The sequence below is a fragment of the Streptomyces silvae genome, assembly GCF_016745505.1.
Classification (GTDB): Bacteria; Actinomycetota; Actinomycetes; order Streptomycetales; family Streptomycetaceae; genus Streptomyces; species Streptomyces silvae.
Window position 1 is genome coordinate 15,462 of record NZ_JAERUC010000156.1, and the last position, 13,499, is coordinate 28,960.

12 protein-coding genes and 1 tRNA gene are annotated in these 13,499 nt (G+C 69.7%); 4 read left to right on the plus strand and 9 right to left on the minus strand.

Going from position 1 to position 13,499, the window contains the following annotated elements:
• The first annotated feature begins 78 nt into the window (after positions 1 to 78).
• Positions 79 to 2,808 (plus strand): phosphoenolpyruvate carboxylase, encoded by a 2,730-nt coding sequence (ppc, locus tag JKV81_RS24945; RefSeq protein ID WP_129263885.1) that lies wholly within the window; start codon positions 79 to 81, stop codon positions 2,806 to 2,808.
• Between the two features lie 27 nt (positions 2,809 to 2,835).
• Here ppc and JKV81_RS24950 read toward each other — a convergent pair whose 3' ends face one another.
• The 7 genes from JKV81_RS24950 to JKV81_RS24980 form a co-directional block, all read right to left on the minus strand.
• On the minus strand, positions 2,836 to 3,306 hold the full coding sequence (locus tag JKV81_RS24950; protein ID WP_129263883.1) for a hypothetical protein: 471 nt from the start codon (positions 3,304 to 3,306) through the stop codon (positions 2,836 to 2,838).
• A 75-nt stretch (positions 3,307 to 3,381) separates the two neighbouring features.
• Positions 3,382 to 3,975, minus strand: coding sequence for an aminoacyl-tRNA hydrolase (pth, locus tag JKV81_RS24955; protein ID WP_124277353.1), 594 nt, complete (start codon positions 3,973 to 3,975; stop codon positions 3,382 to 3,384).
• Between the two features lie 111 nt (positions 3,976 to 4,086).
• Positions 4,087 to 4,665, minus strand: a complete 579-nt coding sequence (locus JKV81_RS24960) for a 50S ribosomal protein L25/general stress protein Ctc (protein WP_129263881.1) — start codon at positions 4,663 to 4,665, stop codon at positions 4,087 to 4,089.
• Positions 4,666 to 4,863: 198 nt separating this feature from the next.
• Positions 4,864 to 5,841, minus strand: coding sequence for a ribose-phosphate diphosphokinase (locus JKV81_RS24965; protein WP_099177314.1), 978 nt, complete (start codon positions 5,839 to 5,841; stop codon positions 4,864 to 4,866).
• A 120-nt stretch (positions 5,842 to 5,961) separates the two neighbouring features.
• Positions 5,962 to 7,410 (minus strand): bifunctional UDP-N-acetylglucosamine diphosphorylase/glucosamine-1-phosphate N-acetyltransferase GlmU, encoded by a 1,449-nt coding sequence (glmU, locus tag JKV81_RS24970; RefSeq protein WP_129263879.1) that lies wholly within the window; start codon positions 7,408 to 7,410, stop codon positions 5,962 to 5,964.
• A 107-nt stretch (positions 7,411 to 7,517) separates the two neighbouring features.
• Positions 7,518 to 7,588: transfer RNA gene (locus tag JKV81_RS24975), tRNA-Gln, on the minus strand.
• A 12-nt stretch (positions 7,589 to 7,600) separates the two neighbouring features.
• Positions 7,601 to 8,473, minus strand: coding sequence for a hypothetical protein (locus tag JKV81_RS24980; RefSeq protein WP_129263877.1), 873 nt, complete (start codon positions 8,471 to 8,473; stop codon positions 7,601 to 7,603).
• Between the two features lie 155 nt (positions 8,474 to 8,628).
• On the opposite strand from JKV81_RS24980, the gene JKV81_RS24985 reads away from it, so the two are divergent.
• Positions 8,629 to 9,951 (plus strand): sensor histidine kinase, encoded by a 1,323-nt coding sequence (locus JKV81_RS24985; RefSeq protein WP_129263875.1) that lies wholly within the window; start codon positions 8,629 to 8,631, stop codon positions 9,949 to 9,951.
• An 81-nt stretch (positions 9,952 to 10,032) separates the two neighbouring features.
• Here JKV81_RS24985 and JKV81_RS24990 read toward each other — a convergent pair whose 3' ends face one another.
• Together JKV81_RS24990 and JKV81_RS24995 are read right to left on the minus strand one after the other, a co-directional pair.
• A complete protein-coding gene (locus JKV81_RS24990) occupies positions 10,033 to 10,551 on the minus strand; it encodes an SUKH-3 domain-containing protein (protein WP_099177310.1) in 519 nt (172 codons plus the stop codon).
• A 10-nt stretch (positions 10,552 to 10,561) separates the two neighbouring features.
• Complete coding sequence (locus tag JKV81_RS24995; protein ID WP_129263873.1) at positions 10,562 to 11,083, minus strand: YwqJ-related putative deaminase; 522 nt, start codon at positions 11,081 to 11,083, stop codon at positions 10,562 to 10,564.
• 238 nt (positions 11,084 to 11,321) lie between these two features.
• Between JKV81_RS24995 and JKV81_RS25000 the strand changes: the two genes are divergently transcribed.
• Together JKV81_RS25000 and JKV81_RS36360 are read left to right on the plus strand one after the other, a co-directional pair.
• Positions 11,322 to 12,299 carry an SMI1/KNR4 family protein gene (locus tag JKV81_RS25000; RefSeq protein ID WP_124277346.1) on the plus strand — a complete coding sequence of 326 codons (978 nt, stop codon included), beginning with the start codon at positions 11,322 to 11,324 and terminating at the stop codon, positions 12,297 to 12,299.
• The coding region (locus tag JKV81_RS36360) for an SUKH-4 family immunity protein (RefSeq protein ID WP_505016570.1) at positions 12,296 to 13,499 on the plus strand (1,204 nt) is incomplete at its 3' end. The genes JKV81_RS25000 and JKV81_RS36360, both read left to right, overlap by 4 nt.

Sequence of the window (13,499 nt, forward strand, 5' to 3'; positions counted from 1 at the left end):
CCGGGGTGACCCGTCAGCACCGCGAGCGCCCCGGCCCCCCTGACAGACGTGCTCAACCACTGCAAGGAGCCGCACACTGTGAGCAGTGCCGACCAGACCCCTGCCGCCAACACCGAACTGCGGGCCGACATCCGCCGCCTCGGCGACCTGCTGGGTGAGACCCTCGTACGACAGGAGGGCCAGGACCTCCTCGACCTCGTCGAGCGCGTCCGCGCCCTGACCCGCACCGACGGTGAGGCAGCAGCAGAGCTCCTCGGAGACACGGACCTGGAGACCGCCGCACAGCTCGTGCGCGCCTTCTCCACCTACTTCCACCTCGCCAACGTGACCGAGCAGGTCCACCGCGCCCACGAGATGCGCGACCGCCGGGCCGCCGAGGGCGGGCTCCTCGCCCGCACCGCCGACCGCCTCAAGGACGCCGACCCCGAACACCTGCGCGAGACGGTCAAGAACCTCAACGTCCGGCCCGTCTTCACCGCACACCCCACCGAGGCCGCACGGCGCTCCGTCCTCAACAAGCTCCGCCGCATCGCCGAACTCCTCGAAACCCCGGTCATCGAGGCCGACCGCCGGCGCCAGGACATCCGGCTGGCCGAGAACATCGACCTCATCTGGCAGACCGACGAACTCCGCGTGGTCCGCCCGGAACCCGCCGACGAGGCCCGCAACGCCATCTACTACCTCGACGAACTCCACGCCAACGCGGTGGGCGACGTCCTGGAGGACCTGGCCGCCGAACTGGAGCGCGTCGGCGTCGAACTGCCCGCCGGCACCCGCCCCCTCACCTTCGGCACCTGGATCGGAGGCGACCGCGACGGCAACCCCAACGTCACGCCCACCGTCACCTGGGACGTGCTCATCCTCCAGCACGAGCACGGCATCACCGACGCCCTCGAACTCGTCGACCAGCTGCGCGGACTGCTCTCCAACTCCATCCGCTACACCGGAGCCACCGACGAGCTCCTCACCTCCCTCCAGACCGACCTGGAGCGCCTCCCCGAGATCAGCCCCCGCTACAAGCGGCTGAACGCCGAGGAGCCCTACCGCCTCAAGGCCACCTGCATCCGGCAGAAGCTGGTCAACACCCGCGAACGCCTCGCCGCCGGCACCGCGCACCGCCCCGGCTGCGACTACCTCGGCACCTCCGAGCTCATCGCCGACCTCGCCCTCATCCAGACCTCCCTGCGAGAGCACCGCGGCGGACTCTTCGCCGACGGCCGCATGGACCGCACCATCCGCACGCTCACCGCGTTCGGCCTCCAGCTCGCCACCATGGACGTACGCGAACACGCCGACGCCCACCACCACGCGCTCGGCCAGCTCTTCGACCGCCTCGGCGAAGAATCCTGGCGCTACGCCGACATGCCCCGCGACTACCGGCAGAAGCTCCTCGCCAAGGAACTCCGCTCCCGCCGCCCCCTCGCCCCGACCCCGGCCCCGCTGGACGCCGCGGGCGAGAAGACCCTCGGCGTCTTCCACACCATCAAGCAGGCCTTCGAGCGCTTCGGCCCCGAAGTCATCGAGTCCTACATCATCTCGATGTGCCAGGGCGCCGACGACGTCTTCGCCGCCGCCGTCCTCGCCCGCGAGGCCGGCCTCATCGACCTCCACGGCGGCTGGGCCAAGATCGGCATCGTCCCGCTCCTGGAGACCACCGACGAGCTCAAGGCCGCCGACGTCATCCTCGACGCGATGCTCGCCGACCCCTCCTACCGCAGGCTCGTCTCCCTCCGCGGCGACGTCCAGGAGGTCATGCTCGGCTACTCCGACTCCTCCAAGTTCGGCGGCATCACCACCTCCCAGTGGGAGATCCACCGCGCCCAGCGCCGGCTCCGCGACGTCGCCCACCGCTACGGCGTACGCCTGCGCCTCTTCCACGGCCGCGGCGGCACCGTCGGCCGAGGCGGCGGCCCCTCCCACGACGCGATCCTCGCCCAGCCCTGGGGAACGCTGGAGGGCGAGATCAAGGTGACCGAGCAGGGCGAGGTCATCTCCGACAAGTACCTCATCCCCGCCCTCGCCCGCGAGAACCTGGAGCTGACCGTCGCGGCCACCCTCCAGGCCTCCGCACTCCACACCGCACCCCGCCAGTCCGACGAAGCCCTCGCCCGCTGGGACGCGGCCATGGACACCGTCTCCGACGCAGCCCACCAGGCCTACCGCAAGCTCGTCGAGGACCCCGACCTCCCCGCGTACTTCCTCGCCTCCACCCCGGTGGACCAGCTCGCCGACCTGCACCTCGGCTCACGGCCCTCCCGCCGCCCCGGCTCGGGCGTCTCCCTCGACGGCCTGCGCGCCATCCCCTGGGTCTTCGGCTGGACCCAGTCCCGCCAGATCGTCCCCGGCTGGTTCGGCGTCGGCTCCGGCCTCAAGGCACTGCGCGAAGCCGGACTCGACCCCGTCCTGGAAGAAATGCACGGACAGTGGCACTTCTTCCAGAACTTCCTCTCCAACGTCGAGATGACCCTGGCCAAGACCGACCTGCGCATCGCCCGGCACTACGTCGACACCCTCGTCCCCGACGAGCTCAAGCACGTCTTCGACGTCATCGAGGCCGAGCACGAACTCACCGTGCAGGAAGTCCTCAAGGTCACCGGCGGCAAGGAACTCCTCGGCACCAGCCCGGTGCTCCAGCAGACCTTCGCCATCCGCGACGCCTACCTGGACCCCATCTCCTACCTCCAGGTATCCCTGCTCGCCCGCCAGCGCCAGGCGCTCGAACGCGGCGAAGAACCCGACCCGCTGCTCGCACGCGCCCTGCTGCTCACCGTCAACGGTGTCGCCGCAGGCCTCCGCAACACCGGCTGATCACCATGTGAGCGGGTGCGGCCCCTGTCAGAGGGCGATGAACGTCGCCAGCAGCAGGACCGCACCCGCGATCCCGGCCCCCCACGCCGTCCGCGTCAGCCGCATACCGCCGCCGATCACCAACGCGGCCAGCATCAGCGCACCACCCAACGGCACCCAGGCATGCAGAAAGCCCGGCAACCCGGTACGCACCACGTCCCCGGTCCCGGGCTTCACCACCACGGGGAAACGGTCCCCCTTCTTCACCGCGACGGACCGGTCCACCGCCACCTCGGACCGCGCCTGCGACATCGCGTCCGGCGCGAACGACCCCGTACACGCGTCGTCACCGCACCCCGTCACCGTCATCGTCCCGTGCTCACGGCCCTTGGCCAGAACGATGTGATGCGCGGTGTCCCACGACGTCCACACACCCGCCACCAGCAGCAACAGCACGACACAGCCCGCGGCGAACGTACGGCCATGGGCCACCAGCCGGTGGGAGGAACTCCGCTTCATGGGGGCCGATCCTTGGGCAGAGCCCTGCCGCCGGTCAACCTATGGCCGAAAAACACCCAAGAAGCAGCACGAATGTCAGGAGTTGTACGCGGACTGAGCCCGCTCCAGCCCCTCCGCCAGCAACGACTCCACCGCATCCGCCGACCGGTCCACCAGATACGCAAGCTCCTTGCGCTCCGCCGACGAGAAATCCTTCAGCACGAAATCCGCCACCTGCATCCGCCCCGGCGGCCGGCCGATCCCGAACCGCACCCGGTGATAATCCGGACCCATCGCCTTCGTCATCGACTTCAGCCCGTTGTGCCCGTTGTCGCCGCCACCCGACTTCAGCCGCAACATCCCGAAATCGATGTCCAGCTCGTCATGCACCGCCACGATGTGATCCGTCGGCACCTTGTAGAAGTCCCGCAACGCCGTCACCGGACCACCCGACAGATTCATGTACGACATCGGCTTCGCCAGCACCACACGACGACTCGACGGCCCCGGCGGACCGATCCGCCCCTCCAGCACCTGCGCCTGCGCCTTCTGCGCCCGCTTGAACTTCCCACCGATCCGCTCAGCCAGCAGATCGGCCACCATGAAACCGACGTTGTGCCGGTTCGCCGCGTACTCGGGGCCGGGATTACCGAGGCCCACGATCAGCCAGGGGTCGGTGGCGTCGGACATCAGAGCTCGGTCTCCTCGCGTACGTACACAGCCGGTCGATACAGGGAAACGGGGCGGCGGAACCCCCGGAAGGGAACCGCCACCCCGTCAGTCAAGCAGGTGGGGCGAGGATCAGGCCTCGGCCGGGGCCTCCTCGGCGGGGGCCTCCTCCGCCTGCGCGGAGACGATCTGGAGCACGACGGCGTCCTCGTCGCCCGCCAGCACCGAACCCTTGGGCAGCGGGATGTCCTTCGCGAGGATCGAGTCACCGGCGTCCAGGCCCGCGATCGAGACCGTGACGGACTCGGGGATGTGCGTGGCCTCGGCCTCGACGAGCAGCGTGTTCTGCACGTACTCGAGAAGGTTGGCACCCGGGGCCAGCTCGCCCTCGACGTGCACCGCGATCTCGACCTCGACCTTCTCGCCGCGCTTCACGGTCAGCAGGTCGACGTGCTCGATGTTGCCCTTGATGGCGTTACGCTGCACGGCCTTCGGGATGACCAGCGCGTCCTTGCCGTCGATCTCCAGACCGATCAGCACGTTGGCGGTACGCAGCGCGAGCAGCAGCTCGTGGCCCGGCAGGTTGATGTGAACCGGCTCAGCACCGTGGCCGTAGACGACCCCGGGAACCAGGTTGGCGCGACGGGTACGACGGGCAGCGCCCTTGCCGAACTCCGTACGGACCGTTGCGTCGAGCTTGATCTCAGCCATGCTGCACTCCTCGTAGGTGACTCGAAAGGTGACGAAAAACCGATGGTCACCCGGCCCACGACAGGCCTGCTACGAAGAGCGCGTCGATAACGGAGCACCGACCCCATGACCAGGCATGAGAACGGCCTCCCTCGCCGAGCAACTTGTTCAGTCTACCCGGCGGGAAGGCCGCACCCAAAGTCGATCACCCGCAGGTGATCACTCCTGCTCCTCGAAGAGGCTCGTCACCGAACCGTCCTCGAACACCTCACGCACCGCACGCGCGATCGTCGGCGCGATCGAGAGCACCGTGATCTTGTCGATCTCCAGCTCACCCGGCGTCGGCAGCGTGTCCGTGAACACGAACTCACTGACCTTCGAGTTCTTCAGACGGTCCGCGGCCGGACCCGACAGCACCCCGTGCGTCGCCGTCACTATGACGTCCTCCGCACCGTGCGCGAACAGGGCGTCCGCGGCGGCACAGATCGTGCCACCCGTGTCGATCATGTCGTCGACCAGGACACACACCCGGCCCTCGACGTTACCCACGACCTCGTGGACGCTGACCTGGTTCGGCACGTCCTTGTCACGCCGCTTGTGCACGATCGCCAGCGGAGCGTCCAGACGGTCGCACCAGCGGTCCGCCACCCGCACACGGCCGGCGTCCGGCGAGACGATCGTCAGCTTCGAACGGTCGACCTTCGCACCCACGTAGTCCGCCAGGATCGGCAGCGCGAACAGGTGGTCCACCGGGCCGTCGAAGAAGCCCTGGATCTGGTCCGTGTGCAGATCCACCGTGAGGATGCGGTCCGCACCCGCCGTCTTCATCAGGTCCGCGATCAGACGCGCCGAGATCGGCTCACGGCCACGGTGCTTCTTGTCCTGACGGGCGTACCCGTAGAACGGCACGATCACCGTGATGGAACGGGCCGACGCGCGCTTCAGCGCGTCCAGCATGATCAGCTGCTCCATGATCCACTTGTTGATCGGAGCCGTGTGGCTCTGGATCAGGAAGCAGTCGGCGCCACGGGCGGACTCCTGGAAACGTACGTAGATCTCACCGTTGGCGAAATCGAAGGCCTTCGTCGGCACGAGGCCGACACCCAGTTGATGCGCGACCTCCTCGGCCAGCTCGGGGTGGGCGCGGCCGGAGAAGAACATCAGTTTCTTCTCGCCGGTCGTCTTGATCCCGGTCACAGCACAGTCTCCTCAGACGTGTATCTGGCCCCGCGCAGCATGTGTCCCGATGTGCGACGAGCCAGCCGAAATGGGTGAGCACCTATCACGGTACGCCGCCTTTGGCGCACCTGTTTCCGGTCAGCTTTCGCCGTCGGACTCCTGCGAGGCGGCCTGAGCGGCCTGAGCCGCCGCGCTCCCGGGACGCTTACGGGCGACCCAACCCTCGATATTCCGCTGCTGGCCCCGCGCGACGGCCAGCGAACCCGCCGGCACATCCTTGGTGATGACCGAACCCGCGGCCGTGTAAACGCCGTCCCCGACCGTGACAGGCGCCACAAACATATTGTCCGACCCGGTCCGGCAGTGCGACCCGATCGTGGTGTGGTGCTTCGCCACCCCGTCGTAGTTCACGAACACGCTCGCCGCACCGATGTTGGTGTGATCGCCGATCGTCGCGTCCCCGACGTAACTCAGGTGCGGCACCTTCGTGCCCTCGCCGATCGTCGCGTTCTTCATCTCGACGTACGTACCGGCCTTGGCCTTCGCACCCAGCCGCGTGCCCGGCCGCAGATACGCGAACGGCCCCACCGACGCCCCGGGGCCCACCTCCGCGCCGTCCGAGACCGTGTTGTCCACCCGCGCGCCCGCGTGGACCACGGTGTCCTTCAGACGGGAGTTCGGACCCACCTCGGCGTCCTCGGCGAGATGCGTCGACCCCAGCAGCTGGGTCCCCGGGTGCACGACCGCGTCACGCTCGTACGTCACCGTCGCGTCGATCAGCGTCGACGCCGGGTCCACGACCGTCACGCCCGCCAGCATGGCGCGCTCCAGCAGCCGCTCGTTGAGCAGACGCCGCGCCTCGGCCAGCTGGAGCCGGTTGTTGATGCCCAGGATCTCCCGGTGGTCGCCCGCCACGGACGCCCCCACGCGGTGCCCGGCCTCCCGCAGGATCGACAGCACGTCGGTGAGGTACTCCTCGCCCTGGCTGTTGTCCGTGCGCACCTTGCCGAGCGCGTCGCTCAGCAGCCGGCCGTCGAACGCGAAGACCCCGGAGTTGATCTCCCGGATCGCGCGCTGCGCGTCGGTGGCGTCCTTGTGCTCGACGATCTCGGTGACCGCCCCGGTGGCCGCGTCGCGGACGATCCGGCCGTAGCCGGTGGAGTCCGGGACCTCGGCGGTCAGGACGGTGACGGCGTTGGCGTCGGCGGAGTGCGTGGCGGCGAGCGCGGAGAGGGTCTCGCCGGAGAGCAGCGGGGTGTCCCCGCAGACGACGATCACGGTGCCGTCGACGGTGCCGCCGAGCTCCTCCAGGCCCATCCGGACCGCGTGGCCGGTGCCGTTCTGCTCGGCCTGGTAGGCGGTGCGTACGGGGGTGTCCCCGGCGGAGAGGTGCGCGGTGACCTGCTCGCTGGCGTGGCCGACGACCACGACGAGGTGCTGGGGGTCGAGCTCACGGGAGGCGGCGACGACATGCCCGACGAGCGAGCGCCCGGAGATCTCGTGCAGGACCTTGGGTGTCTTCGACTTCATGCGGGTGCCCTCACCCGCTGCGAGGACGACGACGGCGGCCGGGTGGTGGACGCTCACGGAATTGCCCTTCGGCTTCGGGTGGTGGACACCCGCAGGATACCGGGGGCGTATATGCCCGAAACGAGCGCGGGCCCCGACCGTGAGGTCGGGGCCCGATGCGTGGGCTCCCGGGGAAGGAATCGAACCCTCATTCAATGGACCAAAACCATTTGTCCTGCCATTAGACGACCCGGGATGGTCTGCGGCGTTATGTCCGATTCTCTTGATCGGCGCATTTCGCAGCCCCTACTATGCCGTACCACCAGCCCTCGATGCGACGGTACAGGTCGGCGCTTTTCAGAACCCGGACCACGAGGCAACCGCGGTAACCCTCGCCTGTGTTCTTCCGGTTCGTCTTCGGGGAGTGCCTTTTGAGCGAGGTCTTGCCGAATGCCGAGGGCGCGGCGCCTGTGAGATCCGCCCAGTAGTGCTCGGCGCCTGTGACATCGGCGGTCTCGTGGATGTGCACGTGGAACCGAAGGTGCTCCGGTGGGACGCCCAGGAGGCGCAGCCATGCGAGATAGACCGAGATCATGTCGGGGTCGCTGTTGATGAAGGTGACTCTCTCCTGCGAGCGGTGAGGCTTCGATTTGGACCCCTCGGCCCAGTAGAGGCCTACGCCCACCAGGAACAGCTCACGGGGGCTGAGTGAGCCGATCTCGTCCTCCGCCGCCCTCTTCGTGCGCACGCGCTCGGCCTCGCGCCGCTGAAGGGTGACTTCCCAGCCCCGCCGCGCGATGGCGGATGCCTCCTCGCGAGAACGCTTGCGCTCCGGCTTCGGCAGGTCGCGGACCCACAGGGAGATCGAGCTCTTCGAGCAGCCCAGCTCCACCTGGATCTGGTCGTAGGTCATGCCCTGGAGCCGTAGCTCCCGGGCTTTCGCGCGCAGGTCGTCCTTGGCGTTGGGGCGCTTCGTCCACTCCGGGGCAGGCTCGCCCTCCAGGAGCCGGTTCAGGATTTCGTTGTTGTCGACGTACAGCCGGTCGCGGATCTGGCGTCTGCTGAGCCCCTCCCGCCGGAGCGCGAGGGCCTTCTCGCGCAGGCCCTCGAAGCCCGCGTACTTGCCACTGGCATGTGTCATGCGAACAGCGTCGTCCGGAATACGGACGTCCGGGTCGAAAGGATGCTCGGTTCACCGGATCGTGCGATCTACCCGCCTTTGCGGTACGACCGGTCACTTTCCGTGCTGCCGGAGTCTCCGGAAAATGGGATGCGTCCGCCCGTACGCTGGATGCCATGACCGCAACGGGGGCAGACCAGGAAGCGGCGGGGCCGACCCCCCGCGGCTACTGGTGGTGGGATCGGCGGCGTGGTGTCGCCCTGGACGTGGGGCTGGCGCTGGTTTCGGCGCTGGAGTGTGCGCTGGAGGGGGTGGAGTTCGCCGGGGACACCGGGCTGCCGGTGCCGCTGGGGGTGCTCTTCGGGCTGCTGGCCGGTTCGGTGCTGGTGCTGCGGCGGCGGTGGCCGATCGCGGTGGTGCTGGTGTCGATAGCGACGACGCCGGCCGAGATGGGCTTCCTGATGGGGATCGTCGGGCTGTACACCCTGGCCGCCTCGGACGTGCCGCGCCGGATCACGGTGGTGCTGACGGGGATGACGCTCGTGGGCACGTTCATCGTGTCGTACGTGCGGTTGCGGCAGAGCGTGAGCGCGCACGCGGATTTCGGGCCGGGTGTCTGGTACGTCCCGGTGGTGTCCCTCTTCATGTCGCTGGGGCTGACGGCGCCCTCGGTGCTCTTCGGTCTCTACATCGGGGCCAGGCGCAGGCTGATGGAGAGCCTGCGGGAGCGTGCGGACTCGCTGGAGCGGGAGCTGTCGCTGCTGGCGGACCGGGCGGAGGAGCGGGCCGAGTGGGCGCGTACGGAGGAGCGGACCCGGATCGCGCGGGAGATGCATGACGTGGTGGCGCACCGGGTGAGTCTGATGGTGGTGCACGCGGCGGCGTTGCAGGCGGTGGCGCCGAAGGATCCGGCGAAGGCGGTGCGTAACGCGGTGCTGGTGGGGGACATGGGCCGACAGGCGTTGACGGAGCTGCGGGAGATGCTCGGGGTGCTGCGGAGCGGGGACGCGCTGGTGGCTCCGCGGGCGGGGCAGGTGCCGTTGGCCTCGGTGGGGCGGGTGGCGGCCGCTGCGGCTGCGGAGGCGCTGGAGGAGGGGCCTCGGCTGCACGAGGTGGAGGCGCTGGTGGCGCAGTCGCGGGAGGCGGGGATGACGGTGGAGCTCTCGGTGGAGGGGGAGCTGCGTCCGTATGCGCCGGAGGTGGAGCAGACGGCGTACCGGGTGGTGCAGGAGGCGTTGACGAACGTGCACAAGCATGCAGCGGGTGCGCGGACGTGGGTGCGGTTGGCGCATCGGGGGGCGGAGGTGGCGATGCAGGTGGAGAACGGTCCGACGGACGGTGTGACGGCGGATGCGGGGCTGCCGAGCGGGGGCAACGGTCTGGTGGGGATGCGGGAGCGGGTGCTGGGGCTCGGGGGTGTGTTCGTGTCGGGGCCGACGGATGCGGGGGGTTTCCGGGTGTCGGCGGTGCTGCCGGACGGCGGTCCGGCCGCGGCGTAGGGGGCGTACGGCCGTCGGAGGCGGGGTGGCCGTCCAGCCGCTGGTGGGGCGGGTGCTCGGCCGGCGGAGGTGGCGCGGGGGTCAGCCGCTGGTGAGGCGGGCGGGCTGGGCGCCGGTCATGAGGGTTTCGAGGGCGCGGTCGATGTCGGAGCCGAGGTACCAGTCGCCGGTGTGGTCGATGGAGTAGACGCGTCCTTCGCTGTCGATGGCGAGGACGGCTTGTCCGTCGCCTTCTTCGCCGAGGGGGGCGACCTCGGTTTCGAGGGCGCGGCCGAGGTCGCCGAGGGTGCGTGCGAGGTGGAGTCCGCTGAGCGGGTCGATGTGCACGGTGGGGGTGGCGATCTGGCGGCCGGGCGCGGTGGAGGTGATGTGGAGTCCGCCGAATTCGGCCCAGGCTTCGACGGCTGCGGGGAAGACGGCGTGCTGGTGTCCGGCGGGGGAGGCGTGGGAGCGGAGGGCGTCGGCCCATTCCTCGGCCTGGCGGATGTCCCAACGGCCGGGTTGCCAGCCGGCGTCGCGGAGTGCGGCGTCGACGGCGACGGGGAAGCGCGTGGTGGAGGTGCGGTTCTGCTGGGCGGGTACGTCGGTCCGGTCGTGCATGGTGGTGTGCTCAGCCCTTCTCGGCGGTGGTCGCCGCACCGGTGGTGAGGTCGACGGGGCGTACGCCGAAGTGGGCGAGCATCGCCGTGCAGGAGCGGCAGGGGGGCGCGTAGCTGCCGTGGAGGGGGTCGCCGTCCTCGCGGATGCGGCGGGCGGTGAGGCGCGCGTGTTTGAGTGCGCGGCGGGCTTCGCCGTTGGTGAGGGGTTTGCGCTGGGCGCGTTTGGAGCGGCTGTCGTCGGCGGCGGTGAGCTGGCGTGACAGGAGTATGGCTTCGGGGCAGCGGCCGGTGAAGCGTTCGCGCTGGTTGCTGGTGAGGGTGTCGAGGAAGTCCTGCACGAGGGGGTGGAGGACGGGTGGCTGGTCGCCTTTGCCCGCGGTGCAGGTGAGGGTCTCTCCGCGTACGGACAGCGCTGCGGCCACCGCGGGCAGGATGCCGTCGCGGCGGTGGTGGAGCTGGGGTGCGCGGTTGGGTTCGGTGGTGCTCCAGCTGAGTCGTGGGTCTCCGGATGTGACTGTTTGTGCTGTGTGCATGGTGCTGGTGTCCCTCCCTGCAATCCCCCGAGTTGCGGGGGACAGCCTGCCAAATATGCAGGGTGGTGGGGAAGCTGGGTGGGTGAAACGTGTCTGCGTGTCGCGGCGGGGTGGGGTGGTTGTCGTACGTCCGTCACGTGGTGGTGACGGTGGGTGAGGGGTGTGGCTGGGGCGGGGGGCGTTGTTGCGTCACCGCATAGGCTGTGCGGAACACCAGACGCAGCAGGGGGCAACCGCCATGACGACAGGTCGGCTCGGGCAGCAAGCCGCGCCACCGAATGCGGCCTATGCCGGGCAGGTCGTGCATTTCCCGGATCCGGTCCGGGCGTCCCGCCATCCCAGGGGTGTGCGTGTGGACGGGAACGGCTATCCGGTGCTTTCGCCGTACGCGCGTGCGGCCGCGGAGATCGCGGATCCGCCTCCGGGGTTCGGTGTCGACGAGCTTCGGCTGACGGATTACGTGTCGGCGAACGCGGCGTTGGCGGCGAGTGGTCATGAGCTGTGGGACACGATTCCCTCGGTGGCGACCCCGCACGGCTGGACGTGGCATCACGTGGCGGGTGGCCGGCGGATGGAGCTGGTGCCGGTCGAGGTGAAGGCGTTGTTGCGTCATCACGGTGGTCTGGCGACGGCTGCGGTGGATCAGAACCGCCGGGGTACGCGGCCGTTGCAGGAGACGCGGCCCGCTCATTTCCGGTTGCCGAAGGGTTCGGTGGCGGTGGGTGAGCAGCAGATCCTGGGTGTCGAGGAGGATCTGGGTTATCGGCTTCCGGGTGCGTACCGGTCGTTCCTGAAGGCGGCGGGTGGTTCGGCGCCGGTGGGTGCGGCGTTGGACGCGGAGTTGGGTCTGCTGGTGGACCAGCCGTTCTTCACGGTGCGTGAGGAAGCGGCTGTGAACGACCTGGTCTATGTGAACAAGTGTCTGCGTGATCACTTCACGAAGGATTTTCTGGGCGTGGGTTTTGTCCAGGGCGGGATTCTCGCGGTGAAGGTGCGGGGTTCCGACGTGGGTTCGGTGTGGTTCTGTGCGTACGACGATGCGCGGGATCAGGACGGCTGGGGTGTGCAGGAGCGGGTGGACCGGCTTCTGCTGCCGTGCGGTGAGGACTTCGACGCGTTCCTCCAGCGGCTGGCGGGTAATCCGCCGGAGTTGGAGACGGTGGCGAACCTGATGGTGGACGGTGGCTTCGCGCGGGCCGTCCCGGTGGAGGGGTGAGCGCGGTGGTGACGTTCGCGCAGGCGCAGGAGCGGGCGGATGAGTGGGTCAACGGTGATGTGCCCGCGTATCAGCACCGTGAGGTCCGGGTCCGTGAGTTCGAGCTGGGTTTCGTGGTGTGGGCCGAGGACCGTGCGGAGGGTCCTGTCTCGGACGGGGGCCGTCAGCGGCTGGTGATCGCCCGGGACAGTGGTGAGGCCACGTTGTGGCCCGGGCTGCCGGTGGGTGAGGTGATCCGGCGGTACGAGGAGGATTACGGGGCGTCCGCGGAGGCGGAGGCTGCTCCGGAGCCGCCGCAGCGTATCGATCTGAATCAGACGTCGTTCCTGTTGACGCCGCCGGAGTGGCTCCAGGAGGCGGCGGACAAGCTGGGGATTCCGGACCGGCGTGCGGAGTCGGACGCGGATGCGCCGTCTGCTCCCGCCGCCCCCTCTTCCGCTTCTTCTGCTTCTTCTCCCCCTTCTTCTTCTGCTCCTGCGCCGGCGCGTGCCGATTCGGGGTCGGCGTGGCCGGCTGCCGGTGGGCAGGCTGATCATGAGCCGACGGCGAACGACGGTGTGCCGGCCGGTGGGACGCCGTGGGCGGGTACGGACACGAACGCGGGTGCCGACGAGGGTGCGGTGCCGTTGCCGGCGACGGTGTTCGCGCCGCCGCTGTCGGGGTCGGACGATGACGAGGCTCCGCCGAGGGTCGTTTCCGCGGAGGCGCCCACGGCGCTGATGTCGGGTGGCAGTCAGCTGCCGCCGACGGCGGTCGTGCCGGGGCTGGATCCGCAGGCGCCGCCGCCGGGGCCTCCCGCTCCTGCGGCGCCGACGCCTTCTGCTCCCGTCGTTCCTGCTCCTGCCGCGCCTTCGGCCGGGGGTCCGGGCCCGGGTGCGGGGGACATCGCGGACGCTGCGACGAGCAAGGCGGTCGTGCCGCCGCGTGGTGCGAGGGGTTCGGGGCCGACGACTCCGCCGCCGCCCGGGGCGCCGGGTACGCCGGGGGTGCGGCCGGGGGCGACTCCGCCGCCTTCCGGGCCGGGTGCGCCGGGTGCGCCGGCGGGTGGGTATGTGCCGACGCAGCTCGTGTCGCAGCTGGGGCCTCCGGGTGCGCCGGACTCGGGAGCGACGCCGCCTCCTCCCGGGCCGCCTGGTCCGCCCGGGCCTCCTCCTGGTGCCACGCCGCCTCCGGGTGGTGGGGTGCACCATGCCGCGACGA

What these genes read in the sequence shown, in the direction of transcription:
- JKV81_RS24950 (WP_129263883.1), bottom strand. Translation starts at nt 3,306, where the DNA reads ATGAAGCGGAGTTCCTCCCACCGGCTGGTGGCCCATGGCCGTACGTTC.
- pth (WP_124277353.1), bottom strand. Translation starts at nt 3,975, where the DNA reads ATGTCCGACGCCACCGACCCCTGGCTGATCGTGGGCCTCGGTAATCCC.
- JKV81_RS24960 (WP_129263881.1), bottom strand. Translation starts at nt 4,665, where the DNA reads ATGGCTGAGATCAAGCTCGACGCAACGGTCCGTACGGAGTTCGGCAAG.
- JKV81_RS24980 (WP_129263877.1), bottom strand. Translation starts at nt 8,473, where the DNA reads ATGACACATGCCAGTGGCAAGTACGCGGGCTTCGAGGGCCTGCGCGAG.
- JKV81_RS24985 (WP_129263875.1), top strand. Translation starts at nt 8,629, where the DNA reads ATGACCGCAACGGGGGCAGACCAGGAAGCGGCGGGGCCGACCCCCCGC.
- JKV81_RS24990 (WP_099177310.1), bottom strand. Translation starts at nt 10,551, where the DNA reads ATGCACGACCGGACCGACGTACCCGCCCAGCAGAACCGCACCTCCACC.
- JKV81_RS24995 (WP_129263873.1), bottom strand. Translation starts at nt 11,083, where the DNA reads ATGCACACAGCACAAACAGTCACATCCGGAGACCCACGACTCAGCTGG.
- JKV81_RS25000 (WP_124277346.1), top strand. Translation starts at nt 11,322, where the DNA reads ATGACGACAGGTCGGCTCGGGCAGCAAGCCGCGCCACCGAATGCGGCC.